This window comes from Thalassiella azotivora (assembly GCF_054781695.1).
Genome location: NZ_BAAGTX010000021.1, coordinates 1 through 26,497, shown reverse-complemented (window position 1 = coordinate 26,497; position 26,497 = coordinate 1). Strand labels below are relative to the sequence as shown.

26 protein-coding genes are annotated in these 26,497 nt (G+C 76.0%); 9 read left to right on the top strand and 17 right to left on the bottom strand.

The window, feature by feature from the left end; genetic code table 11:
- Positions 1–47: 47 nt before the first annotated feature.
- The 5 genes from ACYVQV_RS14635 to acs form a co-directional block, all read right to left on the bottom strand.
- Complete coding sequence (locus ACYVQV_RS14635) at positions 48–1,619, bottom strand: Na+/H+ antiporter subunit D (RefSeq protein WP_461024047.1); 1,572 nt, start codon at positions 1,617–1,619, stop codon at positions 48–50.
- The gene (locus ACYVQV_RS14630) at positions 1,616–2,071 is read right to left on the bottom strand and encodes a sodium:proton antiporter (protein ID WP_461024046.1); all 456 of its coding nucleotides are present in this window, start codon (positions 2,069–2,071) and stop codon (positions 1,616–1,618) included. Before ACYVQV_RS14630 ends, ACYVQV_RS14635 begins: the two co-directional genes overlap by 4 nt.
- Positions 2,068–2,556, bottom strand: coding sequence for an MnhB domain-containing protein (locus tag ACYVQV_RS14625; protein WP_461024045.1), 489 nt, complete (start codon positions 2,554–2,556; stop codon positions 2,068–2,070). Before ACYVQV_RS14625 ends, ACYVQV_RS14630 begins: the two co-directional genes overlap by 4 nt.
- Positions 2,553–5,015 carry a hydrogen gas-evolving membrane-bound hydrogenase subunit E gene (gene mbhE / locus ACYVQV_RS14620; RefSeq protein WP_461024044.1) on the bottom strand — a complete coding sequence of 821 codons (2,463 nt, stop codon included), beginning with the start codon at positions 5,013–5,015 and terminating at the stop codon, positions 2,553–2,555. Before mbhE ends, ACYVQV_RS14625 begins: the two co-directional genes overlap by 4 nt.
- A gap of 246 nt (positions 5,016–5,261) precedes the next feature.
- On the bottom strand, positions 5,262–7,235 hold the full coding sequence (gene acs, locus ACYVQV_RS14615) for an acetate--CoA ligase (RefSeq protein WP_461024043.1): 1,974 nt from the start codon (positions 7,233–7,235) through the stop codon (positions 5,262–5,264).
- Between the two features lie 252 nt (positions 7,236–7,487).
- Between acs and ACYVQV_RS14610 the strand changes: the two genes are divergently transcribed.
- Positions 7,488–8,201 carry a hypothetical protein gene (locus ACYVQV_RS14610; RefSeq protein WP_461024042.1) on the top strand — a complete coding sequence of 238 codons (714 nt, stop codon included), beginning with the start codon at positions 7,488–7,490 and terminating at the stop codon, positions 8,199–8,201.
- A 2-nt stretch (positions 8,202–8,203) separates the two neighbouring features.
- On the opposite strand, the gene ACYVQV_RS14605 is transcribed toward ACYVQV_RS14610, so the two are convergent.
- The 8 genes from ACYVQV_RS14605 to ACYVQV_RS14570 form a co-directional block, all read right to left on the bottom strand.
- The gene (locus tag ACYVQV_RS14605) at positions 8,204–9,235 is read right to left on the bottom strand and encodes an OmpA family protein (RefSeq protein WP_461024041.1); all 1,032 of its coding nucleotides are present in this window, start codon (positions 9,233–9,235) and stop codon (positions 8,204–8,206) included.
- A 213-nt stretch (positions 9,236–9,448) separates the two neighbouring features.
- Positions 9,449–11,125, bottom strand: a complete 1,677-nt coding sequence (locus tag ACYVQV_RS14600; RefSeq protein ID WP_461024040.1) for a solute symporter family protein — start codon at positions 11,123–11,125, stop codon at positions 9,449–9,451.
- On the bottom strand, positions 11,122–11,472 hold the full coding sequence (locus tag ACYVQV_RS14595; RefSeq protein ID WP_461024039.1) for a DUF485 domain-containing protein: 351 nt from the start codon (positions 11,470–11,472) through the stop codon (positions 11,122–11,124). The genes ACYVQV_RS14600 and ACYVQV_RS14595 overlap by 4 nt, the downstream gene beginning before the upstream one ends.
- A 185-nt stretch (positions 11,473–11,657) precedes the next feature.
- Positions 11,658–13,424 (bottom strand): sodium/solute symporter, encoded by a 1,767-nt coding sequence (locus ACYVQV_RS14590; RefSeq protein WP_461024103.1) that lies wholly within the window; start codon positions 13,422–13,424, stop codon positions 11,658–11,660.
- 23 nt (positions 13,425–13,447) lie between these two features.
- The gene (locus ACYVQV_RS14585; RefSeq protein WP_461024038.1) at positions 13,448–13,780 is read right to left on the bottom strand and encodes a DUF485 domain-containing protein; all 333 of its coding nucleotides are present in this window, start codon (positions 13,778–13,780) and stop codon (positions 13,448–13,450) included.
- Positions 13,781–13,885: 105 nt separating this feature from the next.
- The gene (locus ACYVQV_RS14580; RefSeq protein ID WP_461024037.1) at positions 13,886–14,821 is read right to left on the bottom strand and encodes an endonuclease/exonuclease/phosphatase family protein; all 936 of its coding nucleotides are present in this window, start codon (positions 14,819–14,821) and stop codon (positions 13,886–13,888) included.
- Positions 14,818–15,573, bottom strand: a complete 756-nt coding sequence (locus ACYVQV_RS14575) for a LytR/AlgR family response regulator transcription factor (protein ID WP_461024036.1) — start codon at positions 15,571–15,573, stop codon at positions 14,818–14,820. The genes ACYVQV_RS14580 and ACYVQV_RS14575 overlap by 4 nt, the downstream gene beginning before the upstream one ends.
- An 85-nt stretch (positions 15,574–15,658) precedes the next feature.
- Entirely contained in the window at positions 15,659–16,843 is a 1,185-nt protein-coding gene (locus ACYVQV_RS14570) for a sensor histidine kinase (RefSeq protein ID WP_461024035.1), read from the bottom strand.
- 35 nt (positions 16,844–16,878) lie between these two features.
- On the opposite strand from ACYVQV_RS14570, the gene ACYVQV_RS14565 reads away from it, so the two are divergent.
- On the top strand, positions 16,879–17,805 hold the full coding sequence (locus ACYVQV_RS14565) for a Fic family protein (protein ID WP_461024034.1): 927 nt from the start codon (positions 16,879–16,881) through the stop codon (positions 17,803–17,805).
- A gap of 45 nt (positions 17,806–17,850) precedes the next feature.
- Here the strand turns inward: ACYVQV_RS14565 and ACYVQV_RS14560 are convergent, their stop codons facing one another.
- Together ACYVQV_RS14560 and ACYVQV_RS14555 are read right to left on the bottom strand one after the other, a co-directional pair.
- On the bottom strand, positions 17,851–19,023 hold the full coding sequence (locus tag ACYVQV_RS14560) for a hypothetical protein (RefSeq protein ID WP_461024033.1): 1,173 nt from the start codon (positions 19,021–19,023) through the stop codon (positions 17,851–17,853).
- 239 nt (positions 19,024–19,262) lie between these two features.
- Positions 19,263–20,114, bottom strand: coding sequence for an HAD family hydrolase (locus ACYVQV_RS14555; RefSeq protein ID WP_461024032.1), 852 nt, complete (start codon positions 20,112–20,114; stop codon positions 19,263–19,265).
- A gap of 396 nt (positions 20,115–20,510) precedes the next feature.
- On the opposite strand from ACYVQV_RS14555, the gene ssd reads away from it, so the two are divergent.
- The 7 genes from ssd (at position 20,511) to ACYVQV_RS14520 (ending at position 25,551) form a co-directional block, all read left to right on the top strand.
- Complete coding sequence (gene ssd / locus ACYVQV_RS14550) at positions 20,511–21,572, top strand: septum site-determining protein Ssd (protein ID WP_461024031.1); 1,062 nt, start codon at positions 20,511–20,513, stop codon at positions 21,570–21,572.
- Positions 21,569–22,798 (top strand): TadA family conjugal transfer-associated ATPase, encoded by a 1,230-nt coding sequence (locus tag ACYVQV_RS14545; RefSeq protein WP_461024030.1) that lies wholly within the window; start codon positions 21,569–21,571, stop codon positions 22,796–22,798. Before ssd ends, ACYVQV_RS14545 begins: the two co-directional genes overlap by 4 nt.
- Positions 22,799–23,049: 251 nt before the next feature.
- A complete protein-coding gene (locus ACYVQV_RS14540; protein WP_461024029.1) occupies positions 23,050–23,586 on the top strand; it encodes a type II secretion system F family protein in 537 nt (178 codons plus the stop codon).
- On the top strand, positions 23,583–24,218 hold the full coding sequence (locus ACYVQV_RS14535; protein ID WP_461024028.1) for a type II secretion system F family protein: 636 nt from the start codon (positions 23,583–23,585) through the stop codon (positions 24,216–24,218). The genes ACYVQV_RS14540 and ACYVQV_RS14535 overlap by 4 nt, the downstream gene beginning before the upstream one ends.
- A 234-nt stretch (positions 24,219–24,452) precedes the next feature.
- Positions 24,453–24,788 carry a DUF4244 domain-containing protein gene (locus tag ACYVQV_RS14530; RefSeq protein ID WP_461024027.1) on the top strand — a complete coding sequence of 112 codons (336 nt, stop codon included), beginning with the start codon at positions 24,453–24,455 and terminating at the stop codon, positions 24,786–24,788.
- A gap of 5 nt (positions 24,789–24,793) precedes the next feature.
- Positions 24,794–25,171 (top strand): TadE family type IV pilus minor pilin, encoded by a 378-nt coding sequence (locus tag ACYVQV_RS14525; protein WP_461024026.1) that lies wholly within the window; start codon positions 24,794–24,796, stop codon positions 25,169–25,171.
- Positions 25,168–25,551, top strand: coding sequence for an Rv3654c family TadE-like protein (locus ACYVQV_RS14520; RefSeq protein ID WP_461024025.1), 384 nt, complete (start codon positions 25,168–25,170; stop codon positions 25,549–25,551). Before ACYVQV_RS14525 ends, ACYVQV_RS14520 begins: the two co-directional genes overlap by 4 nt.
- A 60-nt stretch (positions 25,552–25,611) precedes the next feature.
- Here ACYVQV_RS14520 and ACYVQV_RS14515 read toward each other — a convergent pair whose 3' ends face one another.
- Positions 25,612–26,214 (bottom strand): hypothetical protein, encoded by a 603-nt coding sequence (locus tag ACYVQV_RS14515; protein ID WP_461024024.1) that lies wholly within the window; start codon positions 26,212–26,214, stop codon positions 25,612–25,614.
- A 98-nt stretch (positions 26,215–26,312) separates the two neighbouring features.
- On the bottom strand, positions 26,313–26,497 hold a 185-nt coding region (locus ACYVQV_RS14510), incomplete at its 5' end, for a Zn-binding domain-containing protein (protein WP_461024023.1).

Sequence of the window (26,497 nt, the reverse complement as noted above, 5' to 3'; positions counted from 1 at the left end):
CGACGACGTCCTGCCCTGCGACCCGTGGCCCGACGTGCTCACCGCGCTCACCCGCCCAGCACCGCGGTCACGTACGGCTGCACCGCGACCAGGTCGGTCGCGGCCCGCGCGCACAGGGCGTACAGCGGCCCGCCGAGGACGGGGATGGCCAGGCCGACCCCGACGACGGCGGCGGTGGCACCGGTCATCAGCGGCGGCACGGTCCGGACGCCGACCCGCAGGTCGTCGGTGACGTCCTCGTCCGGGACAGCGCGGCTGGGGGTGCCCCAGAACGCCGAACCCCACACCACCGCCATCGCGTAGACGGTCAGGAGGCTGACCCCGATCGCGACGGCGACGATCGCCCACGACCCGACGGCCGTCCCGGCCTCGACGAGGGCGACCTTGCCGAGGAAGCCGGAGAACGGCGGGAAGCCCGCGAGGGACAGCGCGGGCAGGGCGAACAGCGCCGCGATCATCGGCGAGCTGCGCGCCAGGCCGCTGATCCGGTTGAGCTCACCGGTCCCGGTGCGGCGCTCGACGAGCCCCTCCACGCAGAAGAGGGTGGTCTGGATGACGATGTGGTGGACGACGTAGAAGACCGCACCGGCCACGCCCGCGACCGTGAAGAACCCCAGGCCCATCACCATGAAGCCGATGTGGCTGACGATCGTGAAGGACAGCACCCGCTTGATCTCGTTCTGCGCGATCGCGCCGAGGATGCCGAAGAGCAACGTCGCGCCGGCGAGGGCGAGCAGCACCGGGCCGACGACGTCGTGGTCGTCGGGGAACAGCAGCGTCTGGGTGCGGATGATCGCGTAGACGCCGACCTTGGTGAGCAGCCCGGCGAAGACCGCGGTGACCGGCGCGGGGGCGACCGGGTAGGAGTCGGGCAGCCAGAAGTACAGCGGGAACAGCGCGGCCTTCACACCGAAGACCACGAGCATCAGCAGCGCGAGCGCGAGGCGCAGGCCGTCCGGCAGCTCGGCGAGCGCGCCGCTGAGGTCGGCCATGTTCACGGTGCCGGTCGCGGCGTAGACCAGGCCGACGGTGACGACGAACAGGGCCGACGCGAGCAGCGACACGACGATGTACGTCATCGCCGAGCGCACGCCCTTCGGCCCCGCCTGCAACGTGATGAGCACGTAGCTGGCGGTCAGCATCACCTCGAACGCGACGAACAGGTTGAACAGGTCGCCGGTGAGGAAGGCGAAGCACACGCCGGAGGCCAGCACGAGGTACGCCGGGTAGAACACGAACCGGACCCGGGCGCGGTCGGCCTGACGGCCCTCGGCGACGCCCTGGCCGATCGAGTAGGCCAGCACGACGAGCAGGACGACGACGGACACCAGGACCAGCAGGGCGGCGAGCCGGTCGGCGACCAGCGTGATGCCGTACGGCGCCGCCCACGCCCCGGCCTGGACGGCGATCGGGCCGTCCGCGTCGGCGCGCAGCAGCACCAGGACCCCGTTGAGCCCGAGCAGCGTCAGCGTCGCGAAGGCCACGGTCCGCTGGGCGACCGGGTGCCGCACGAGGATCGCCACCGCGGCGGCCAGCATCGGCGCCACCACCGGCAGCGCCACCGCGGCACCGGCGGGCAGCGCGCGGGCGAGGTCGAGCAGGGTCTCGTGCGGGTTCACGCGCGTTCACCCCGCTCCGCGGCCTCGGCGATCCGGCGGTCCTCCACGTCGTCCTGGACGACGTCGTCGTGGGTGAGCACCCAGCTGCGGTACGCCAGGGCGAGCAGCAGCGCGCTGACGGCGAACGCGATGACGATCGCGGTGAGCGCCATCGCCTGCGGCAGCGGGTCGGCGACCCCGCCCTCGGGCAGGGTGCCGTCGAGGTCGACGAACGGCACCAGGCCGACGTGGCCGCCGGCGACCAGCAGCAGCAGGTTCGCCGCGTGGGTGAGCAGCGTCAGGCCGATGAGGATGCGGGTGAGCGACCGCTGCATGAGCAGGTAGGTGCCGGTCGCGAACACCACGCCGATCACCACCGCCATCACCAGGGTCGGGCCGCTGGCGGCGAGGACGCCGCCCGTCCCGTCGACGTCGACCGGCGCGGTCACCAGGGTCACGGGCGCGGCGCTCACCGGGCGTCCTCCTCGGGCTCGATCTCACCGATCGCGGCGTCCTCACGCGACCCCAGCGTGTCCAGCAGCAGCAGGACGAGGCCGACGACGATGAGGAAGACGCCGGTGTCGAAGGCCAGGACGCTCGTCAGGGGCAGGGTCCCGACCACCGGCAGGTCCAGCGGTGCGTACCCGCTCTCGAGCACCTGCCCGCCGGCGAACCACGGGACCACGGCCGTGCCGGCGGCCACCACCAGCCCGGTGCCGAGCACGGTCGTCGGCGCCACCCGCAGCCGGCCGATGCCGTTCTCGCCGCCGACGAGGTAGCGCAGCACGAACGCCGTCCCCGCGACGAGGCCGCCGATGAACCCGCCGCCGGGGGCGTTGTGCCCGGCGAACAGGAAGAACAGGGCGGTGGCGGCGATGGCGTGGAACACCAGCCGCAGCGCGGTCTGCAGGACGACGGACTCGCGCAGCCGCGGGGTCCCGGCGGGGGACGCGCTCACGACGACCTCCCGTCCTGCGACCGGCCGCGGGTCGGTACCGGCTCGTCGGCCCGGTCCTGGACGCGGTCCTGGCCGCGGTCCTCGGTGCCGTCGGCGTGGTCCTCGGCCGGCGCGGTCGGGCGTGGGGCCCGGACGGTGAGGACGAGCGCCGCGATGCCGAGCGCCGCGGTCAGGACGACGGTCACCTCACCGAGGGTGTCCAGGCCGCGGAAGTCCACGAGGATGACGTTGACGACGTTCTTGCCGTGGCCCTCGGGGTAGGAGCGGGCGACGAGCTCCTCGGCCACGCTGGGGCGGGTGCGGGCGCTCGCCGCCACGAGCGTGAAGACGGTGACGACGGCGCCCGCCGCGACGGCGACGAGGGCGCGCAGCACCTGCGGTCGGCGCCGCGGGGTCGGCGCGAACCGCTTCGGGAGCAGCCGCAGCACGAGCAGGAAGATGACGACCGACAGCGTCTCGACGAGGAACTGGGTCAGGGCCAGGTCCGCCCCGCCCTGCAGCACGTACAGCAGCGCGACGCCGTAGCCGACCGCCCCGACGAGCAGCACGGCCGGCAGGCGGGAGCGCGTGAACGCGGCCCCGACCGCGGCGACGGCGACGAGGATCGCGATGCCGGCCTGCGCCGGGACGTCGTACAGCCGCAGGCCGCTGACGTCGGCGCCGCGCAGCAGCAGCGCCGAGGCCGGCAGCGCCGCGGCGGTCGCGCTGATCACGCCGAGGTACACCGGCAGGGAGCCGGTCTGCGTGCGGCCGGTGACGGCGTCCGCGGTCGTCTCGACCCCGTCGACGGCCCGGCGGTACCCCAGGTCGGCGTCCAGCGCGGCGGGCAGCCAGCGGCCGACGGCGTCCTGGGCGCGGGTCACGGCGCGGCGGGCGAGGAACACGGCGACACCGGCGGCCAGGGCCGTGAGCGAGAGCAGCAGCGCCGTGTTGACCCCGTGCCACAGCGCCAGCCCGGCACCCTCGGACGCGTCCGCCGGGTCCTCCAGGTACGGCGCCGACACCTGCGCCACGAGCGGGTCGACGAGCTGCGGCGCGACCCCCAGCACGACGCTGAGCAGGGCCAGCGCCGCGACGGGGACGACCAGCCCCGCCGAGGGCGCCGGGACGTCGGCGCCGACCGGACGGGCGCCCCGCGGCAGCGCGTCGGGGTCCCCGGCGGGCAGGTCCTTCGTGCCGAAGGCGCCCCACCAGAACCGCAGCGCGTACCCGAGCGTCAGCGCGCTGCCGACCGCCAGGCCCGCGACGACGAGGAGGGGGAACGCGCCGTCCTCGTACAGGACGGCCGCGTACACCTCCTCCTTGGCGATGAAGCCGAGCAGGAGGGGCACGCCGCCCATCGACAGCGCGGCGACCCCGGCGGCCCCGGCGAGCACCGGCATCCGGCGCGCGAGCCCGGTCAGCTCACGCAGGTCGCGCGAGTGGGCCTGGTGGTCGACGGCGCCCAGCGTGAGGAAGAGGGCTGCCTTCGCGAAGCCGTGGGCGAGCAGGAGCGTGCCCGTCGCCACCGCGGACTCGTGCGTGCCCCAGCCGGCGACGGCGGTGAGGAAGCCGAGCTGGCTGACGGTCGAGAACGCCAGCAGCCGCTTGAGGTCGTGCTGGCGCAGGGCCCGCCAGCCGCCGACGAGCATGGTGGCGACGCCGACGACCGCGACGACGGGCCGCCACCACTCGACGTCCGCGGCGACCGGCGACAGCCGCGCGACCAGGTAGATGCCGGCCTTCACCATCGCCGCGGCGTGCAGGTACGCGCTGACGGGGGTGGGGGCGGCCATCGCGGCCGGCAGCCAGGGGTGGAACGGCACCTGCGCGGACTTGGAGAAGGCGCCGACGAGGACGAGCACCAGCGCCGCGGGGACGGTCGCGCCACTCGGCGGGTCCGCGACGATCTCCGAGATCCGGGTCGTGCCCGCGGCCTGCGACAGCAGGATCAGCCCGACCAGCATCGTCAGGCCGCCGAGGGTGGTCACGAGCAGCGCCTGCATGGCGGACCGGCGGCTCGCAGCGTCCTCGTCGCTGAGCCCGACGAGCAGGTAGGAGGTGACGGTCGTCAGCTCCCAGAAGACGTACAGCAGGATGACGTCGTCGGCGAGCACCAGCCCGAACATCGCCCCGGCGAACCCGGTGAGGGTGGCGACGAAGCGCACCAGCTGCGGCCCGCGCTCGGCGTACCAGGCGCAGTAGGTGAAGATCAGCAGACCGACGCCGCTGACGAGGACGAGCATGAGCAGCGACAGCGCGTCCAGGCGCAGGGCCAGCGACAGGTCCATCCCGGGCACCCACGGGACGGTCGTCTCCCACGCGCCGCCGTCCAGGACGGTCGGCGCCGCGGCGACCGCGAGGACGACACCGGCCAGCGGGGCCAGCGCTGCGACGAGGAAGGCGCGGGGGCCGACGGTGCGTGCGAGCCGGCCTGCGAGCGCGGCGAGGGCCACGTGCAGGAGCAGGACGACGAGCACGCGCGGCTCCCTCCTTCGGCCGGGTCGGGTCAGGACGAGGGGTGCCGCCGCGACCGGGGTCGTCGACGGCACCTGCCGACCAGACTTCCCGGCGCGCCGGTCCGAACCCTACCGGGCGTGACGCCGTCCCTCCTGTCGGTGTCCGGCTCGCGGGCACCTTCGCCTGACGACGGGCCCGACGCGCGGAAGTGCATGATCACCACCCGGTGGCGGTGATCATGCACTTCCGCGCGTGCGGGGCGGCGGTCAGCCCTCGTCGGTCGAGGCGGGCTTGTCCAGACCCGTGCGGATCAGGTCCATCACGGTGTTGTCGGCCAGCGTGGTGACGTCCCCGACCTCGCGATGCTCGGCGACGTCCTTGAGCAGCCGGCGCATGATCTTGCCGGAGCGCGTCTTCGGCAGCTCGGGGACGACCATGATCTGCCGCGGCTTGGCGATCGGGCCGATCTCCTTGCCGACGTGGTCGCGCAGCTCCTTGACGATGTCGTCGCCCTCCTCCGCGCCGCCGCGCAGGATGACGAACGCGCACACCGCCTGGCCGGTGGTCTCGTCGGCCGCGCCCACGACGGCCGCCTCCGCGACCTTGGGGTGCGACACCAGCGCCGACTCGATCTCCGTCGTGGACAGCCGGTGGCCGGAGACGTTCATGACGTCGTCGACCCGGCCTAGCAGCCAGATGTCGCCGTCCTCGTCCTTCTTGGCGCCGTCCCCGGCGAAGTAGACGTTCTCGAACCGCGACCAGTACGTCTCCCGGTACCGCTCGGGGTCGCCCCAGATGCCACGCAGCATCGACGGCCACGGCTCGCTGAGGACGAGGTACCCGCCGCCGCCGTCCGGCACCGGCTTGGCCTCGTCGTCCACGACGTCGGCGACGATCCCGGGCAGCGGCACCTGCGCCGACCCCGGCTTGGCCGCGGTGACACCGGGCAGCGGGCTGATCATGATCGCGCCGGTCTCGGTCTGCCACCACGTGTCGACGACGGGGGTGCGGTCGCCGCCGATGACGCGGCGGTACCAGACCCACGCCTCGGGGTTGATCGGCTCGCCGACGCTGCCGAGGACCCGCAGGCTCGACAGGTCGTGCTTGCCCGGCAGGTCCTCGCCCCACTTCATGAAGGTCCGGATCGCCGTGGGCGCGGTGTAGAGGATGGTCACGCCGTACCGGGCGACGACCTCCCACCAGCGGTCCTTGCCGGGGGTGTCCGGCGTCCCCTCGTACATCACCTGCGTGGCGCCGTTGGCGAGCGGGCCGTACACGACGTAGCTGTGCCCGGTGACCCAGCCGATGTCGGCGGTGCACCAGTAGACGTCCGTCTCCGGCTTGAGGTCGAAGACGTTCCTGTGCGTGTACGCGCACTGCGTCAGGTAGCCGCCGCTGGTGTGCAGGATGCCCTTCGGCTTACCGGTGGTGCCGGAGGTGTAGAGGATGAACAGCGGGTGCTCGGCGTCGTGCGGCTGCGCCTCGTGCTCCTCGCTGGCCGCGTCCACGACGTCGTGCCACCACACGTCGCGGCCGTCGGTCCACTCGACGTCCTGCTCGGTGCGGCGGACGACGAGGACGTGCTCGACGCTGTCGGCGCCCTTCGCGAGGGCCGCGTCCACGGCCGGCTTGAGCGCGGACGGCGCCCCCCGGCGGTACCCGCCGTCGGCGGTGACGACGACCTTGGCCTCCGCGTCGTTGATGCGGCTGTTCAGGGCGTCGGCGCTGAACCCGCCGAACACCACGCTGTGCGGGGCGCCGATCCGGGCGCACGCCAGCATCGTGATCGCGGCCTCGGGGATCATCGGCAGGTAGATCGCGACGCGGTCGCCCGTGCGGACGCCGAGCTGCTCGAGGGCGTTGGCGGCCTTCTTCACCTCGGTGGTCAGCTGCGCGTAGGTGTACGAGCGGCGGTCGCCGGGCTCGCCCTCGAAGTGGATGGCGACGCGGTCGCCGCGGCCGGCCTCGACGTGCCGGTCCAGGCAGTTCCAGGCGACGTTGAGCTGCCCCCCGACGAACCACTTCGCGAACGGGGCCTCGCTCCAGTCGAGCGTCTCGGAGAAGTCGGTGGACCAGGTGACCAGCTCACGCGCCTGCTTCGCCCAGAAGGCCAGCCGGTCCGCCGCGGCCTCGTCGTACAGGTCGGCCGTCGCGACGGCCTGGCGGGCGAAGTCCTCGCTCGGGGGGAAGCGCCGCTCCTCGTGCAGCAGGTTGGACAGTCCGGTGCTGGTCTCGGTCATCGTTCCTCCGCGGGCGTGGGGGCAGACGTGGACGGGGCCTGCTCCCGACCCTAGTGAGCGGCGTCACCCCTGCCCAGGCGGACGGCGGCCGGCGCGGTGAGCGGTCGGGTGCCGTCGCCGGGCGGCGTCACCGGGGAGGGTCCGGGTGCAGGCTCGTGGCGGCCTCCCATCCGCGTCCCAGCCTGCTCCCAGATTCGAGGCGCACGCTCGACGCACCGGGCGAGGAACCCGGACCAGGACCGGGAGGACGCGATGGCGAGGACGGGACGGCGAACCGCGGCGGTGGTGGCCGGTGCGGTCGGTCTGACGGTGGTGGCGGGGGCTGCGGTCGCCGCCCCCCGGGCAGGGGCGGGTCCGGTCGGTGCGGTGATCGCCGCGGCGACCCGGGGCGCCGACGAGGACGCCCCCGGTGGTGGCGCCGGGGTCCCCGAGGAGCTGCGGGAGAGCAGGCTCGCGCACGTGGCGGAGCGGCTCGGCGAGGCGCTGGCCGGTCTCGTGGACGACGGGACGATCACGCAGGAGCAGGCGGACGCGGTGGCCGAGCACCTGGCCGAGCGGGGCCCGGGCGGCCACGGGATGGGCGGCCACGGGATGGGCGGCCACGGGACGGGCATCCTGGGCGCCGGCCTGACGGCCGCGGCCGACGAGCTCGGGATGGACGTGGACGCGCTGCGCGACGCGCTGCGCGAGGGGTCGACGCTCGGTGAGGTCGCGGACGCGCAGGGCGTGGACCGCGACGACCTGGTGGACGGGCTCGTCGCCCGGGCGACCGAGCGGGTCGCCGACCTCGTCCGGGACGGCCGGCTCACCCGGGGACAGGCCGACGAGCTGCTGGCGGACCTGCCCGACCGCGTGACCGCGCTGCTGGACGCCGAGGCGCCGGCGGCGGGCGGCCCGGGTCACCGGCCGGGGCACGGACACGGTGACGGACCGCGCGGGTGGAGCGGGAGCGACGGCGACGCCTGAGGTCAGCGCCGGAACTCGATGGTGACGCGCCGGTTCTGGGCGCGCCCGCGCGGGTCGTCGTCCCCGGTCGGGGTCGTGTTGGGAGCGACCGGCTGGCTCTCGCCCGCGCCTTCCGCGGTGAGCTGGACCGCGGCACCGAGCCGCGCCCCGAGCGCCGCGACGACGGCCGCGGCGCGGCGCTGCGAGAGGTCGAGGTTGTAGGCGTCGCTGCCCATCGAGTCGGTGTGCCCGGTCACCGTCACCGGGCCCTTGGCCGCCGAGCGGATCATCTGCGCGGCGTGGTCGACCACGGCCTCGGCCTCGGGGGTCAGGCGGTCGGAGTCGAACTCGAACAGCACGTCGCCGGCGAGGTCGATCGTCATCGTGCCGCCGATGCCGCAGACGCTGAAGCGCCCGACCGGCTGGACCCCCGCGGCGGCGTCCGCCCCCACCGCGGTCGACCGTCCGGTGCCGTCCAGCGCCAGGACGCCGGAGGGTCCGGTCGACACGGCGGCCCCCGTGGCGCTGACCACCTGGACGCCCTGCGCGCCGACGCACACGACGCTGCCGTCGGAGTCGACGGTGATGGTCCCCTCGGAGTCCACGACGGTCCCGGAGCCGTCGGGCATCCGCGTCGTCACCGCGCCGGAGGTGTCGACGTGCGTGGCGGAACCGTCGGGGGAGATGGTCGTGAGACCCGCCGCCGACGTGATCAGCGCGTCCTGACCCGCCGTCAGCGCCCTGACGGGGTCGGTGCCACCGGCGGACGGCCCGGTCTCCACCTCGTAGCGCAGACCGTTGCGGAACACCAGCGTGAGGGTCCCGCCGTCGAGGACGACGCCACCCGCACCGTCCTGCATCAGCTCGAACCGGTCCGCACCGGCGCCGTCCGGCCCGATCGGCTCCTCGGACGCCGAGGGCGAGGGCGAGGGCTCGGCGCTCGGCGTGCCGGCGGAGACGGTCTCGGCATCGGCCGACGGCTCGGCCGGCTGCGCACCGCAGGCGGTGAGCGCGAGTGCGACGACGACGGCGAGCGAAGACGTTCCCCGGTGCATGTGCTGCAGATCCCCCTGGTCGTGACGGCTCGGACGTCCCGCCCGGCCGCCGCGACCCTAGCGGTCACCATGATCACGCCCAAACCGTCATCTGTCGTCGGGGGCGGGCCGAGGCGGCACGGGAACGCCCACCCGCGCAGGCTGAGCCGTCCGCGGGTGGGCGCGTCCCGTGCCCCGGCCGGCCGCGTCGAGGCGGCCGGCCGGGGGGAGCGGTCAGTGCATGACCGCCTTCTCGGCGCCGTGACCGGTCAGCGAGCGGACCTCCATCTCGGCGGCCATCGCGTCGTGGTTGGCCTCCGGCCTGCTGGTGACCGTGCCGATCCAGCCGAGCAGGAACGCCAGCGGGATGGACACCAGACCGGGGTTGTCCAGCGGGAACCAGGAGAAGTCGATGCCCGTGTCCTTGATCATCGAGCGGCTCTCGCCGGTGACCGCGTCGACCTTGCCGCTGACGACCGGCGAGAAGATGATCAGCACGATGCAGGTGGCCAGGCCGCCGTACATGCTCCACAGGGCGCCGCGGGTGTTGAAGCGCTTCCAGAAGAGCGAGTAGACGATCGTCGGCAGGTTCGCGCTGGCCGCCACCGCGAACGCCAGGGCGACGAGGAACGCGATGTTCTGCCCGATCGCGAACATCCCGCCGAGGATGGACAGGACGCCGATCACCACGACCGTGCGGCGCGCGACCTTCACCTCGCCGTCCGGGTCGACCTCGCCGTGCTTGATGACGTTGGCGTAGATGTCGTGCGCGAACGACGCCGCGGCCGTGATCGTCAGCCCGGCCACCACCGCGAGGATCGTGGCGAACGCGACGGCCGCGATGATCCCGAGCAGGATGGTGCCGCCGAGCTCGAACGCCAGCAGCGGTGCCGCCGAGTTGACCCCGCCGGGGGCGCCGCGGATCTCCGTCGGGCCGACGAGCGCACCCGCCCCGTAACCCAGCACCAGGCTGAACAGGTAGAACAGGCCGATCAGCCAGATCGCCCACACGACGCTGCGCCGGGCCTCCTTGGCCGAGGGCACCGTGTAGAAGCGCATCAGCACGTGCGGCAGCCCGGCGGTGCCGAGCACCAGGGCCAGTGACAGGGAGATGAAGTCCAGCTTCGTCAGCGTCGAGGTGCCGTACTGCTTGCCGGGCTCGAGGAGCGCGCCGGCGTTCTCCACGCCCTCGGCGGTGGCCCGCTCGACGGACGCGCCGAGCAGCTCGGACAGGTTCAGCCCGTACTTGGCCAGCACCCACAGGGTCATGATCCCGGCGCCCGCGATGAGCAGCACGGCCTTGACGATCTGCACCCAGGTGGTGCCCTTCATGCCGCCCACGAGGACGTACACGATCATCAGGACGCCGACCACGGCGACGACCGCGTACTGGCCGGCCTGGCCCTCGATCCCCAGCAGCAGGGCGACGAGGCCGCCGGCTCCCGCCATCTGCGCCAGCAGGTAGAAGAAGCAGACGCTGAGCGTGGCCAGCGCCGCCGCCATCCGGATCGGACGCTGCTTGAGCCGGAAGCTCAGCACGTCGGCCATCGTGAACTTGCCGGTGTTGCGCAGCAGCTCGGCGACGAGCAGCAGGGCCACCAGCCAGGCGACGAGGAAGCCGATCGAGTAGAGGAAGCCGTCGTAGCCGTTGACGGCGATCGCGCCGGCGATGCCGAGGAAGCTCGCGGCGGACAGGTAGTCGCCGGCGATGGCGGTGCCGTTCTGCGGTCCGGTGAAGGAGCGGCCGCCGGCGTAGAAGTCCGCCGCGGAGGCGTTGTTGCGCGAGGCGCGGATGACGATCGCCAGCGTCACGACGACGAACAGGCCGAAGATCGAGATGTTGAACCAGGGGTTGCCGATGTCCAGCGTGCTGGCCTGCGCCGCGAGACCGGTCGTCAGGCCGGGGCTCATCGGGCACCTCCCTCGATGTGCTCGCGCAGCTGCGCGGCGGCCGGGTCGAACTTCTTGTCGGCCCAGGAGCGGTACAGCATCGTGATCGCGAACGTGGAGACGAACTGGCCCAGCCCGAACAGCAGGCCGACGTTGATGTTGCCGACCACCTGGGTGCCCATGAAGCCCGGCGCGAACGCCGCGAGCAGCACGTAGAGGAAGTACCAGGCGAGGAACAGCGCGGTCATCGGGAAGATGAACGACCGGAACCGGCGCCGCAGGTCGGCGAACTCGGGGCTGTCCTGCAGCTCCTGGTGCGGGGTGCGTCCACCCCCCGTCGCGTGGGTGACGGGCTCGGGTCTGGGCACGGGACCTCCTGGGGATCCGACGGCGTGACGCCGTCCGGCCGGGCACGGGGGCGGGACACGCCGACTGTGACGCCGCTCACGCGCTGACCGGAAGGCGCTCCGGGCCCGCTGCGCCGGGCGGGCGCCGCCGGGCGACGTGCGGAACCCTCGCGTGCGCCGAGCGGTCGGTCCGCCGCGACGAGCGGTCAGCCGCGCCGGTCGACGTCCAGGCCCTCGGGGGCGTGCAGGCGCACCATGATCCGCCCGACCCGGCCCGGCGGCAGGCCGCGCGTCAGCCGGGACACGACCACCATGACGGCGAACGCCAGGGGCACGGTCCACGCGGCCGGCTGCGCCAGCAGCGCCCCGGGCCAACCGTCCAGGGGGCCGGCCACCATCGTCACCAGCACCGCGGCGCTCGCCGTCCCCCCGCCGGCGGCCAGGCCGGCGACCGCGCCGGCCGCGGTCAGGCCGCGCCACCAGATGCCCAGCACCAGCAGCGGGCAGAAGGTGGACGCGGCGACCGCGAACGCCAGGCCGACCGTGTCGGCCAGGCCGACCCGGGTCGAGAACAGGCTGAGGGCCAGCGGCACGAGCACCGCCAGCAGCGCGGCGACGCGGAACCTGGGCACCGACCGGCCCGACCCGGGACGGCGGCCGGCCCCCGGGCGCAGGGCGTCACGGTGCATGAGGTCCTGGCTCAGCACGCCCGCGACGGACACCACGAGCCCCGATGACGTCGACAGGAACGCCGCGAACGCGCCCGCCACGAGCAGCGCCGACAGCGCGTCACCCCACGGCTCGCCGAGCACCCGGCCGGGCAGGGCGAGCACGACCGTGTCGGTGCGCCCTGTCAGCAGCAGGTCCGGGGCGTACACCCGGCCCAGGGCGCCGTACACGGGCGGGAACACGTAGAACGCCCCGAGCAGGCCGATGACGACCGCCGTCGTGCGCCGCGCCGCCCGTCCGTCGGGGTTGGTGTAGAAGCGCACCAGCACGTGCGGCAGGCCCATCGTCCCGAAGAACAGGGCCAGCACCAGCGAGTACGTCGCGTACAGCGGGTGGTCCCGGCCGCCGGCACCGGACAGCGGGGTGACCCAGGTGGGCCCGTCCGCGCTGAGCACCGGGTCGGCGTGCGGCACCGGGGTCCCGGCAGGCACGAGCACCACCGACCCCTCCTCCACGGTGACGGGCCGGTCCGCCGGCAGGCGCACCGGCCCGTCGACCGCCGCGCCGTCCACGACCCCGCGCACCTCGACCGTCGTCGGCTCCGCCACCGTGAGCGCCATCGTGCGGGCCAGCGTCGCGCTGACCGGCGCCCGGGTCGTGGGGACGCCGCCCGCGCTGGGGTCGGGCGCGCCGTCCCCCACCCAGGCGCCGAGCAGGAACACGACCGGGAAGGCGATGGCCGTCAGCTTCAGCCAGTACTGGAAGGCCTGCACGAACGTGATCGAGCGCATCCCGCCGGCGAGCACGTTGAGGACGACCACGGCGGCCACGAGCACCGCCCCGACGGCGGGCGGGAAGCCGGTCACCGTCCGCAGCGCCAGACCCGCACCCTGGAACTGGGGGAGCAGGTACAGCCAGCCGATCCCGACGACGAGCACCGACGCGGTCCACCGCACCCGGACCGAACCGAGGCGGATCTCCGCGAAGTCCGGCAGCGTGTACGCCCCGGAGCGGCGCAGCGGCGCCGCCACCAGCACGAGCAGCACCAGGTAGCCGGCGGTGTAGCCGAGCGGGAACCAGAGCATGTCGGTGCCGCCCACCAGCACGAGCCCGGCCACGCCGAGGAAGCTGGCGGCCGACAGGTACTCCCCGCCGATGGCCGAGGCGTTCCACCGCGGTGACACCGTCCGGCTGGCGACGTAGAAGTCGCTGGTGGTGCGGGAGAGCCGGAACCCGACCGACCCGACGCCGATCGTGGCGACCGTGACCAGGACGACCGCCGCCGCACCCCACACCGGGTGCAGGACGCTGTCCGGGTCGAGCGGCGTCACCGTCCCCCCAGCAGGTCGGCGAAGTCGCGCTCGGCGCGCTCGGCGGCCCGCGTGTACGCCCACGCGGCGAAACCGATCGACGGGTAGGCGACCACCGCGAGCAGCAGCCAGGGCAACGGGACCCCGAGCAGCTCCACGGTGCGTACGGCGGGCGCCAGCGCGAAGAGCAGCGGCAGCCCGCACCACGACAGCGCGAACGCCCCGAGGACGCCGAGGCCGAGGCGCAGCTGGCTGCGGACCAGCGAGCGCATGTAGACCTCGCCGATCCCGGTGAGCTCGTCGATGTCGTCCGTGGCCGCCCGGCGGGGCCCGGGGGCCGCCGCCCGCATCCGCGGGCTCGTCACCCGCACGCGGCGGGGTGGGGGTGCCCCCTCAGCGGGGGCGTCGCCGCTCCGTGCGCCCGGCCGCTCGTCCACGGCGCGAGCATGCCACCGTCAGGGGGCCAACCGCGCCCACACCGCCGCGTGGTCGCTCCCGGGCAGGTCGACCTGCCCGGCGGACACGACGTCGAGGTCCTGCACCAGCACGTGGTCCAGGTGCGCCCACGCCGGCACGAGACCCCAGCTGGTGGGCCAGGTCCGCACCCAGCCCGACCCGGCGGCCTCGTGGGCGTCGGTCATGCCGCGGGACACCTCCCGGTAGCCGGGGTGGTACGAGCCGGCGTTGAAGTCACCGGCGACGACCAACGGGCCCTCCTTGCCGTCCCGCCACGCGGCGACCCGGTCGAGGTCGTCCCGCCACGCGGACGTCGTCGGTGCCGCCGCGTGCACGGCCGCGACCGTGAACGTCCCCGACGGGGACTCCACCTGCACGACCGGCTGGTGGAACGTCGCCTCGATCGGCGCCTCGACGACCAGCGGGAAGCTGCTCAGCACCATGGTGCCCATCACCCCCTCCGCCGGGGTGCCGGCGCGGTGGGGGAGCAGCGCGTCAAGCCCCGCGCCGTCGAGGGCGGTGACGACCTGCGGGGTGACCTCGGTGAGCACGAGGACGTCGACCCCGTCCTCGTAGACGACGTCGGCGAGGGCGTCGGTGTCGGCCTGGCCCTGCTGGAGGTTGGCGGCCACGACGACCACGTCGTCCGGGCCGGCGTCCACCGTGCTGGGCAGGACGTGCGGCGCGGCGATCGCCAGCTGCAGCGCGGAGACGCCGCCCGCGACGGCGGCCAGGCCCCAGCGCTGGGTCAGCAGCGTGACGACGAGCACGACCGCGGCGACCACCCCCGCGACGGGGCTGAGCGACTGCAGTGCGGGCACGACGACCGGGGACCCGACGTCGACCCACCGCAGGAGCGTGACGACGGCCGCCCCGCCCACGACCACGGCGAGTGCGGCGCCGAGGACGCGGCCTCCCGGCGCGCCGGCGCTCACCGGTCCCTGCCCAGGCTGCGGAGCCTGACGAGCCGGTCCCTCAGCTCGCGTGTGTGCCTTCTGCTGACCTGCAGGACGTCCTCCCCGAGTCGGACCGTGCAACGCCCGCCGTCGACGCGTACCTCGTCGACGTGGTGGAGAGCGACGAGCGTCGAGCGGTGGATGCGTGCGAAACCTGAGGGCCCCCAACGCTCCTCGAGCGTGGAGAGCGGGATGCGGACCAGGTGGCTGCCGGTGTCGGTGTGCAGCCGGGCGTAGTCGCCGTGGGCCTCCACGTACCGCACCGACGAGCGCTGGACGAAGCGCGTGACGCCGCCGAGCTCGACCGGGATCGTCTCGTCGTCCTCGGCGTCGTCGACGCCCGCCCCGGCGTCCAGGACCCGGCGCACCGCCTCCGCCAGGCGCTCGGGACGCACCGGCTTCATCACGTAGTCGGTCGCCTGCACCTCGAACGCGTCGACCGCGTGGGTGTCGTAGGCGGTGACGAACACGACCTGCGGGCGCTGGGCGAAGCGGCTGAGCACCCGGGCCAGGTCCAGGCCCGTCAGGCCCGGCATCTTGATGTCGGAGAAGACGACGTCGACACCGCCGTCCTCGAGCGCGACGAGGGCCTGCTCGGCGCTGCCGGCCGTGCGCACGGTGGCGACGCGGTCGTCCCGGCCGAGCAGGTAGGCGAGCTCCGCCAGGGCCGGTTCCTCGTCGTCCACGACGAGCACGCGCAGGCCCGGCGGGCGCTCGGCGGTCGGGCTCACGGCGGTGAGGGTAGCCCCAGGTGAGGGGGTGGTCCGAACGCGTTGGCGCGTCGACGCCGGACCGTCGCTGGGTGTGCTCCGAGGGTCACCCGACGTGGACGTTCGGGGCGAACTTCGGCACCCGGAACGACACCTTCGTCCCGGCACCGGGGGCCGTCTCCACGACCAGGCCGTGGTCGTCCCCGAACACCTGGCGCAACCGGGCGTCGACGTTGCCCAGACCCACCGAGTCGGCGTCGGACTCCCCGGCCAGCACCCGCCGCACCAGCTCGGGGTCGCTGCCCACGCCGTCGTCCTCGACCGAGATCAGCGCCTCGGCGCCCAGGTCCTCGGCCACCAGGGTCACGTGCCCCGTCCCGACCGCCCCCTCGAGCCCGTGCCGGACCGCGTTCTCCACCAGCGGCTGCACGGCCAGGAACGGGACGGCGACCGGCAGCACCTCCGGCGCGATCCGCAGCCGCACCTGCAGCCGCTCGCCGAACCGGGCCTTCTCCAGGACCAGGTAGCGCTCGATGTTGCGCAGCTCGTCCGACAGGGTCGTGAACTCCCCACCGCGGCGGAAGGCGTACCGGGTGAAGTCCGCGAACTCCAGCAGCAGCTCGCGCGCCCGCTCCGGGTCGGTCCGCACGAACGAGGCGATCGCCGCCAGCGAGTTGTAGACGAAGTGCGGGCTGATCTGGGCCCGCAGCGCCCGCAGCTCGGCCTCGATGGCGCGGGTGCGGGAACGGTCCAGCTCGGCCAGCTCGATGTTCGCCGACACCCACCGGCCGACCTCGTCGGTGGCACGCACCAGGCCGGCGGACGTCTGCGTCCCGTACGCCGCCAGCGTGCCGACGACCCGGCCCTCGGCGACCAGGGGGACGACCACCGCGTGCTGGATCGGGCAGGTCGGGTCCGGGCAGGCGACGTCCTTGCGGCCCAGCACCGCGGCGCGACCCGACCCGAGGACCGGCTCCGCGTGCCGGGCGGCCGCGGCCACGTGCCCTGCGCCGCCCGCGCCGTCCCACGCGAGCGTCCGTCCGCTCACGCAGATCGCCACGGCCGGCGTGCCCAGCAGCGCCCGCAGGTGCCGGGCCGCGCGCTGCGCCCCGGACGGCGTCAGCCCCTCCCGCAGGTGCGGGGCGGCCAGCGACGCGGTGTGCAGCGTCGTGAACGTCGCACGGTCGACGGGGGAGCCCAGGTCGCCGCGGCGGCGCACGGACCGCAGCGCCAGCAGGAGGCCGGTGACGAGCAGCACGCCACCGGCGACGAGCGCCTCGGTCCCGGTCACACCCGCGAACCTAGCCGCGACTACGCTCGACGGTCGTGAGCACCAGCCGTGGCGCGACCCCCGGTGGGTCCGCCGGCCGACCTGCCGGCCGACCTGCCGGGCGACCCGACGAGACGGACCCGCTGCTCGACCTGGCGTCGCTGCCCGGCGTCGAGGACGCCGTCGCCGCGGCCCGGACGGCCTGCGAGCAGCTGCGCTGGCACCCGGCGATGCGCCGCCGCTCCGCCGAGGTGCGGGTGGAGGCCGGGGTGCAGGCGGCCCGTGCGTCGGCCGCCCTCGAGGGCGCCCGGCTGCCCGCCGAGGTCGTCAGGGACGCCGCCCGCGGGGCCGCCGAGCTGCCGGACGACGCCGTCGGGCGCGTCGTGCGCGGGGCGGTGCGCGCGCACGCCGAGGCCGAGCACCTCAGCGCCGACGGCGGCCGCTCCCTGACCAGCGCCCCCTGGCAGGCGCTCGCGCGGCTCCAGGTGGCGGCCGCCGCCGACCTGCTCGACGCCGACGAGCTCGGCCGGCCGCGCCGCGACGACGAGCAGCCCGTCGACGACACGGTGCTGGCCGGTCACGACGCCCCCACCGGCCCGGCGCTCGCCGCCCGCCTCGAGGGGCTGGCGCAGCTGCTGGCGCGACCGACGTCCGCCCCCGTGGCCGTGGTCGCCGCGGTCGCCCAGGCGGAGGTCCTCGCGCTGCGGCCGTTCCGCGCGGGCAACGGCGTCGTCGCCCGCGCCCTGTCGCGGGCGCTGGTCGTCGGCCGCGGCCTCGACCCGATGGGGGCCGTCGTCCCCGAGCTGGCGCAGCTCACCGACCCGGCGTCGGTCGGCTCGGCGCTGAGGGCGTACCTCACCGGGACGCCGGACGGTGTCGCCGCGTGGCTCGTGCACGTCGCCCGGTCGGTCGAGGAGGGCGCCGCACAGGGTGGGATGGTGGCCGACGCCGTCGTCGCCGGCCGCTTCCCGACGTCCCGCTGAGGCCGCCGCGCCGGTGAGGTCAGGACCGGCCACCCAGCCCGCGGATCAGCCGCCCGGGCGGTCGCAGGTCAGCGCGACCTGGCGGGCGAACCACCCCGACAGCAGCGACAGGTCGACCGGGAGCTGGCTGCTGCGCCCGTCCGGGGTGCGCCACCCAACGTCGTCCGCGGCGTCGGGGCGCTGCGCCGCCGCGGTGCAGCGGTCCACCTCGACGGCCAGCCGCACGAACACGCTGTCCCGCCCGGCGATCGCCACGGACTCCTGGCCGTCGACGGTGAGCCGGGTGCCGGTCGGGGCGGTGAGGGCCACGTCGAGCCGCTCGTCCCCGGTGTTGGCCAGCCGCACCGCCAGCGTGCCGTCGTCCTGCGCCGTCGCCGTCCACACCCGCAGCGGCAGCTCGTCGCCGTACAGGTCGCACAACCACCACAGCGGCGTCATCGGCGACGTCCAGCCGCCACCCTGGCCCAGACCGCCCGGTTCCACCGTGCGGGTTCGCCCGTCCTCGGTGCGGACGTCGAGCACCAGGGTCCGCGGTCGCGGCCCGTCGCAGCGCAGCCGCACCTGCACGGGGACCTGGACGGTCGCCCCCGCGGGGACGAGGACCTCCTCGGCCACGTCCAGGCTCGTGCCGGGGCCGGAGGGCGAGCCGGGGCGGTCCTGCGGCTCCGGCGCGTGCGCCGACAGGACGCGCACCGGGTCGAGGCCCGCGTTGTAGACGGCCATGCTCAGGTCGATCGGCCGCTCGCCGGAACGCACCGCGTCCAGGTCGCCGGAGCCCGAGATCGACACGTCGGTGCCCACGTCCGCGAGCAGCCGGACACCGGCCAGGCGCTCCTGGGTGTGCAGGTCCTGCAGCACCCCGGCGGTCACGAGCCCGGCGACGAGAGCGCCCGCCGCGGCGGCCGCGACCAGTGGCCACGCCGAGCGCAGGTCCCGGGGGAGGTGGCGCCGCAGACCGGTCGGCGTCGGACCGGCTCCGTCGGCTCCGTCTGCCCCGTCGGTTCGGTCGGGCTGACCGGCAACGGCCGATGCCGTGCCGGACGCCTCCGCCGCGTCCGGCGCCGTGGACGGCCGGCCCCGCTCGCGCGCGGCGGCGTCGGGGGCGGGGTCGGGCTGGTCCAGCAGGACGACGTCGGCCCTGGCCTCCGCGGAGGGTGAGCCGACACCCGCCCCTGCCGGCGGCTCGCCGTCCGCGGCTCCCAGCACCTCCCGGCTCATCCGGCCTCCCAGCGACCAGCCGCGGCCCGTGCGCCCCAGCGGCTCCGGTGCCGACAGGACAGCGGCGCCCCCCTGCGGGGACGCCGCCGCCGACACGGTGCCGCCGGCTACCAAGCGTGCACTGTGCTGCGTCGAGGGGACGAGCCCCGGCGACGCCGGTCCCTACGAGGACTGGCCGCGCGTGGGTACCTGCTGCACCGTGTGGTTCCGCGGACCGGCCGGGGCCGGTCCGAAGACCCTCACGTCCTTGGTACCTCGTTACGCCCCGGAAGGGAAGGGGTAGCCGGTCCCGCGCCGTCCTGGCGTCCGCGCCTGCGGCCGACCGCCCAGGCGACACCCGCGACGGCGGTGACCGCGCCCACCGCCGTCGCGGCGCGGGCCGCGGGCGTGCTGGGCACCCGCGGACGCCGGCGCAGCGGCACCGGGTGCACGAAGTCGCGAACCGGCCAGCCGCGGCGGGCCGCCTCGCGCCGCAGCGCGCGGTCCGGGTTGACGACGACCGGGTGGCCGACCGCCTCGAGCATCGGCAGGTCGGTGACCGAGTCCGAGTACGCCCAGCTCGCCGCCAGGTCGTACCCGTGCTCCGCGGCGAGCTCGCGCATCGCCTCCGCCTTGGCGGGGCCGTACGCGTAGAACTCCAGCTCACCGGTGTACCGGCCGTCCTCGACGACCAGGCGGGTGCCGACGACGCGGTCGGCGCCGAGCATCCGCCCGATCGGCTCGACGAGCTCCTGACCGGAGGAGGACACGATGACGACGTCGCGCCCGGCGGCGTGGTGCTCGGCGACGAGGTCGGCGGCCTCGGCGTACACCATCGGCTCGACGACGGCCGTCAGCGTCTCGGCGACGATCTCCCGGACCTGCGCGACGTCCCAGCCCGTCACGAGGGAGGTGAGGTACTGGCGCATCCGCTCCATCTGGTCGTGGTCGGCGCCGCCGGCCAGGTAGACGAACTGCGCGTAGGCGCCGCGCAGCACGGCGCGACGGTTGATCAGCCCGCCGGCGTACAGCGGGCGGGAGAACGCGAGGGTGCTCGACCTCGCGATGATGGTCTTGTCGAGGTCGAAGAACGCCGCCGCACGTCCGGTCACGAACCAATCCAACCAAGTGCTTTCCCCCGGCGGCTACTCAGGGTAAGGTTCCTCGCGCCTGTCCGCCTGCCCCCCCGGGCGTCGACAGGCGGCCACGCCGGCTCCTCCCCCCCGAGCCGGACGGCACCGGACGGCCCCCGCTCCCCCCGGCGGGGGCCGTCCCCCGTCCCGGCCCCCGCCTCGTCGGTGCTCGGCCGATCCCGAGCGGCGGTGTGCCGGGTCTGTGCCGGTTTCCCCGTCCACAGGTGCGTCCGGTCGGCGCGTCGTCCACAGCCGCGCGCTCCTGACCTGGCGTCCGGGGCCGCCCTGCGGTGCCCTGCTGGTGACGCGGTCACCCGACCGCTCGTCACGGTGAGCAGGAAGAGGTGCCCGAGAGTGGCCGCGGACGTCCTTCTAGTGACGGAGAGTAGTGAGCTGGTCGACGCGGTGCGTCCGGTCGCGGCCGCCGTCGGGGTCACCGTGGCGACCAGCAGCACCGTCGGCCGCGGCCGGTCGTGGACCACGAGCGCCCTGGTGCTGCTCGGCGACGACCTGGCGGCCCGGGGCGTGCCGGGTCGCCGTGCCGGTGTCGTCGTCGTGGGTCTGGCCGGCGGCGAGCGCTTCTGGCGCTCGGCCGTGGACGCCGGCGCCGAGCAGGCACTGGTGCTGCCCCAGGACGGCGAGCGGCTGGTCCACGTGCTGGCCGCCGTGGCCGACGGAGATCACGTGCCCGGGAGCGTCGTGGCCGTGCTCGGTGGCTGCGGTGGGGCAGGGGCCACCGCGGTGGCCGCGTGCCTGGCCGCCCGGTCCGCCCGGGACCGACCCACCGTCCTGGTCGACCTCGACCCGCTGGGTGCGGGCGCCGACGCGCTCCTCGGCTGCGACGACGCGCCGGGTCTGCGCTGGTCCGACCTCCTGGACCTCGACGGACCGGTCCGCGCCGAGCTGCTCCGCGAGGCCCTGCCGCGGGCCGGGGACCTGCCCGTGCTGGGGTTCGGCCCCACGTCCTCGGCCGTGGACCCCCCGACCGCCGCCGTGGAGTCGGTCCTGGACGCCGCCCGTCGTCGCAGCCGCCTCGTCGTCGTCGACCTCCCGCGGCACACCGGCCCCGGCGCGCTGGCCGCGATCGCGCGCTCCGACACCGTGGTCCTCGTCGTCCCCGCGCTCGTGCGGGCCGTCGTGGCCGCGCGCCGGGTCCTGGACAGGGTCGAGCCGCTCGCCGCCGACGTGCGGCTCGTCGTCCGCGGCCCCGCGCCCACCGGCCTCGACCCCCTGGACGCCGCCGACGCGCTCGGCGTGCCGCTCGACGCGTGGTGGCCGGACCGGCGGGGCCGACAGGCCGCCGACCTCGACCGCGGTGCGCTGCCCGGCCCGCGCTCACCGCTCGGTCGCTGGTGCGACGCGGTGCTCGCCTCGTTGGAGCCGTCCGGGGCCCGGCCGGCCGCGGGTGCGAACGGCCGACCCGGTGGTGCCGCGTGAGCCGCCGTCCCGTGCACGCCTCGGCCGGCCTGCTCGAGCAGGTCCGAGGCACCCTCGCCGGCACCGGCCGCCCACCCACCCCCGAGGCGGTCGCCGAGGCGCTCGCCGGGTCCGGGCCGGTGCTCGGGGGCTCGGGCGTCCTGCGCAGCCTGGGGCCCGTGGGTGCCGCGCTGGTCGGCGCGGGTCCGCTGCAGCACCTGCTCGACGACCCGGACGTCACCGACGTGCTCGTCAACGGCCCCGGCCAGGTCTGGGTGGACCGCGGCGACGGGCCGCAGCGGGTGCCGGGTGGGCCGCGCACCGAGGACGAGCTGCGGGCCCTGGCGGTGCGGTTGGCGGCCGCGACCGGCCGCAGGCTCGACGACGCGACGCCGTACGTCGACGCGCGGCTGCCCGACGGGGTGCGGTTGCACGCCGTCCTGCCACCCGTCTCACCGGGCGGCACCCTGCTGTCGCTGCGGGTGCCCTCCCGGCTCGACCTGTCGCTCGAGGACCTCGTCCGGGGCGGCAGCGTGCCGGCCGCGTGGGCGCCGGTGCTACGGGCCGTCGTCCGGCGACGGCTGTCCTTCCTCGTCTCGGGCGGGACGGGGTGCGGCAAGACGACCGTGCTGGCGTCCCTGCTCGGCGCGGCCGACCCCGCCGAGCGCGTGCTGCTCGTCGAGGACTCCTGCGAGCTGAGGCCGCCGCTGCCGCACGTCGTGCGGCTGGAGGCCCGGCACGGCAACGTCGAGGGCGCCGGCGAGGTCACCCTGCGCGAGCTCGTCCGGCAGGCGCTGAGGATGCGCCCCGACCGGGTCGTCGTGGGGGAGTGCCGAGGGCCCGAGGTGCAGGACCTGCTGGCGGCGCTCAACACCGGCCACGACGGCGGCTGCGGGACCGTCCACGCCAACACCGCGGCCGACGTCCCGGCCCGGCTCGAGGCCCTCGGGGCGATGGCGGGCATGAGCCGCGACGCGGTCACCAGCCAGGCGGCCAGCGCGATCGACGTCGTGGTGCACCTGCACCGCCGCGGGCGGCTGCGCCTCGTCGCGCAGGTCGGGGTGGTCCAGCGCGACGGCGACCGGCTGGTGGTGCGCACCGCGCTGGAGCGCGGCGACGACCCCACGACCTGGACGACGGGACCGGGGTGGCCGGCCCTGGCGCGCCGCACCGGGGCGGACCCCGACCGCCCGCCGGCGGATCCACCCGGGCGAGGCGACGGTGCCGCGCCGGGGTCGGGCGCGTGAGCGGCGTCGGTCCGGAGGCGACCGACTGGGTGGTCGCGCTCGCGGCGGCGTGCGGCGTGCTGCTGCTGGGGCGCGGGCGGCGCCGCGCCGGCACCGGCCACCGGCTGCCGACGGCGCGGTTCGGTCCCCTCGGTCGGCGACGGGCGACCGCGACAGGGCCTGCTGGTCGGCCTGCTGGTCGGGCCGGTGGTCGGCCCGGTGGTCGGGCCGGTGGCCGGCCAGGTGCCGCCGGAGACGACCCGGCGCGGTCGGTGTCCGAGCTGGCGTCCCTGCTGGCCGCGGGGCTGCCCGCGGCACGGGCCTGGGCGGCGCTGCCGCCGGGCGGGTCCGGCCCCTGGGGGCGGGCGCTGGCGGACGCGGCCCAGGCGGCTGCTCGGGGCGGCGACATCGCGTCCGCGCTGCGTGCGTCGTCCGACGGCGGCGGACGACGGGGACGGGACGACGCGCACGCCCGCGCGAGGTGGGCCCTCGCCGCCGCCTGGGAGGTCGCGGACCGGTCCGGTGCGCCACCGGCCGAGGTGCTGGAGCGGCTGGCCGAGGCCCTGCGGCGCGCCGAGGAGGTCGGCGGAGCCCGGGACGCCGCGCTCGCGGGGCCCCGGGCGACCGCCCGGTTGCTCGCGTGGCTGCCCGCCGGGGGCCTGCTCGTCGGTGAGCTGATGGGCGCCTCGCCCCTGGCGGTGCTCGTCGGCACGCCCGCGGGTCGGCTCTGCGCGCTGCTCGGGGGCGTGCTCACCGCCGCCGGGGCCGTGTGGACCCGCTCGCTCGTGCGTGCCGCGGAGCGGTCGTGACGGTCGGCCCCCTGACGGCCGCCGGCGTCGCGCTGCTGCTGGGGTGCGCCGTCCTGCTGGTGACCTCCCCGGCGCCGTGGTCGCGGCCGTCGCAGAGTCAGGCAGCGCGGCCGTCGCGGACGCAGGCAGTGCGGTGGGCAGCGCGGTGGGGGCGCGGGCGGTCCGGCCGCCCACTGGTCGCCGGCGGAGCGGAGCCGGACGTCGCGCTCGTCGTCGACCTGGTGGCGGCGGTCCTGACGACCGGCGCCCCACCGCACACCGCCCTCGAGGTCGTGGGACGCGCAGTCGGCGGTGAGGCGGGCGGCGACGTGGGCGCGGCGATGCTGCGGGTCGCCGCCCGCACCCGGCTGGGCGCCGTGGGCGACCGTGCCTGGGACGGCGACGCGGACCTCCTGGAGCTGCTGCGCCGCCCGCTCGACCTGGCCCGCGACACGGGTGCTCCCGCGGCGGCGCTGCTGCGCCAGGCCGCGGCGGACCTGCGCGGGCAGCGGCACCGGCGTGCCCAGGCGGCGGCGGGGCGCCTCGGCGTGCGGCTCGTGCTGCCCCTCGGGCTGTGCTCGCTGCCCGCCTTCGTGGCCTGGGCGGTCGTCCCGGTCGTGCTGTCCCTCGCCGAGGGGCTCCTCGGCTCCTGACGCCGCTCCTGACGCCGCTCCTGAGCAGCGGTGGGCGACGTGGACGCACCCGGTGGTCGTGGCCTCCCCACGTGCCGCGGTGCCGCGCTCGTGCGGGACGAGCCGTCCACAGGCAGGCCGGGTCGGCGTTTCGTCCACCGGCGCGGACGAGCGGCGGGTCGCCTCGAGCCGGTCCGGCGCAGGCTCGACCCGACGGTCCCGGCACCGGCCGGGGCCCCGACGAAGGGACGACGCATGACCCAGCTCTCCACCACCGAACCGGCCACCGGCGACCACGCCGCGACCCGCGCCGTCGGCCACGCGACCGCTCGCACCTCCGCCGACCACGGATTCGCCGACCACACCGGCGCCCGCGCCGCCCGGCGCACGGCCGCGCGAGGCGGGTTCCCGGCCGCCCGCCGGCTGCAGCGGGTCACCACGACGTCGGAGGCGGGGATGGCCACCGCCGAGTACGCCATCGCGACCCTGGCCGCGTGCGGTTTCGCCGGCCTGCTCGTCGCCATCCTCAGCGGCGGCGAGGTCCGCGGCCTGCTCCTGGCGATCATCCAGCGCGCGCTCGACCTCGGGTGACCGCGGTGCGCGCACCGGCCGCAGGCCGCCGCGGGGGCGACCGCGGCAGCGTCACCGCCGAGCTCGCGGTCGCCACGGTGGCGGCGGTGCTGCTCCTCGGTGCGCTGCTGGGGTGCGCCGTCGCGGCCGTGGGGCACGTGCGGGCCGTCGACGCGGCCGCCGCCGGTGCGCGTGCCGCAGCCCGGGGGGAGGGCCCGGCCGAGGTGGCGGCCCGGGCCCGGCACCTGGCCGGTCCGGGGGCACGCGTCCGCGTCACCCGCGCCAGCGCTGACGTCGTCGTGGACGTGCGGGTGCCCGTCCGGCTCCCCCTGCCGGGATCACCGGGCGTCACCGTCGGCGGGTCGTCGCGCGTGCCGGTCGAACCCCACCTCGGTGCGCCGTGACCGGCGTCGGTGCCGTGGGCCGGCTGCGGGCCTGGCGCGGGGACACCGGGTCGGGAACGGTGCTGGTCGTCGGCGTGGTCGCCGCGCTCGGGATCGTGCTGGCCTCGCTCGTCGGGTTGGTCTCGGTCGTGTCCGCTCGGCACGGCGCGCAGGCCGCTTCCGACCTGGCGGCCCTGGCCGCAGCGGACGTCAGCACCGGCCGGCGGCCGGGGGACCCGTGCGCCGTGGCGGCCGCGGTCTCCGGACGCAACGGTGCCGCGCTCGCCGGCTGCCGGGTCGACGGGGCCGACGTCCACGTCCAGGTCGAGGTCAGGCCCGCGGGCCTCGCCGGGGCGCTCGGCCCGGCGCGGGCGCGGGCCACGGCCGGTCCGGCCCCGTGACGACCGGGGGCGCGTCTCCCGTCCGGACCGCGCGGGCTCAGCAAATCGCTCCGCGCGGTCTCAGGCAGCGCCGGGACGGCCGCCTTCGGGGTCGTCCTGGCTCGACGGCGGCGGGGCGACCGGGCGCTCCTGCGCGGCCGGATGGGAGCGCCCCGTGCCGGAGGTCTCGTCCCGCAGGTCGACCACCCGGTGGCCGTCGGCCGGCGGGGCGACCGCCCTACCGGCCGCCTCCGCGCCGGTGGCGCCGACCGGCCGCGACCCCGCGTCCGCGCCGGGCGAGGGGGCGTCATGGTCGCCCGCCCTGGCCGTGGCACCGCCCTCGCCACGGGCGCCGCGGGAACGGTGGTCGCCCCGGCCGTGGTGGCGCTCCTGCGACGCGCGGCGCTCCTCCTCGGCCTCCCGCAGGCGCTTCAGCTCCTTGCGCCGGGCAGCGGACCGGCGGGCTCCCGCCCGCAGCAGCGCGAGGGCCGCCGCGACCAGCATCAGGCACAGCGCCCCCAGCAGGAACACCACGAGCACGGACGGCCGCCAGTCGACGTTGACGAGGTCGTTGGTGAGCTGGACCTGCTCGTTCGCACCGCTGACGGCGACGAAGAGCACCACCGCCGCGACGACCAGCAGGAGCAGGACGGCGACGACGATCATGTCCACTCCCGTGCTCACGGGCCCCCTGGTGGGAGCCCTGCCTAGGTTCACGACCCTAGTGACGTCGCAGGTGGACGGCCCGTCGAGGGGGCCCCGAGGTCCCCGGCGGGGGCGACTCAGGGGTCGGACGGCGGGGCCTGCTCGAGGGTGGCGCGCAGCAGCCGCACCGCACCCGCCTTGTCCAGCGGCTCGTTCCCGTTGCCGCACTTGGGGGACTGCACGCAGGAGGGGCAGCCGGTGTCGCACTCGCACGACGCGACGGCCCTCAGGGTCGCCCTCAGCCACGTGCCGGCCGCCTCCC

Coding starts and splice junctions, on each gene's coding strand:
- ACYVQV_RS14560 (WP_461024033.1), bottom strand. CDS start 19,023: ATGAGCCGGGAGGTGCTGGGAGCCGCGGACGGCGAGCCGCCGGCAGGG.
- ACYVQV_RS14585 (WP_461024038.1), bottom strand. CDS start 13,780: ATGCGGGCGGCGGCCCCCGGGCCCCGCCGGGCGGCCACGGACGACATC.
- ACYVQV_RS14600 (WP_461024040.1), bottom strand. CDS start 11,125: ATGAGCCCCGGCCTGACGACCGGTCTCGCGGCGCAGGCCAGCACGCTG.
- ACYVQV_RS14530 (WP_461024027.1), top strand. CDS start 24,453: ATGACCCAGCTCTCCACCACCGAACCGGCCACCGGCGACCACGCCGCG.
- ACYVQV_RS14610 (WP_461024042.1), top strand. CDS start 7,488: ATGGCGAGGACGGGACGGCGAACCGCGGCGGTGGTGGCCGGTGCGGTC.
- ACYVQV_RS14605 (WP_461024041.1), bottom strand. CDS start 9,235: ATGCACCGGGGAACGTCTTCGCTCGCCGTCGTCGTCGCACTCGCGCTC.
- acs (WP_461024043.1), bottom strand. CDS start 7,235: ATGACCGAGACCAGCACCGGACTGTCCAACCTGCTGCACGAGGAGCGG.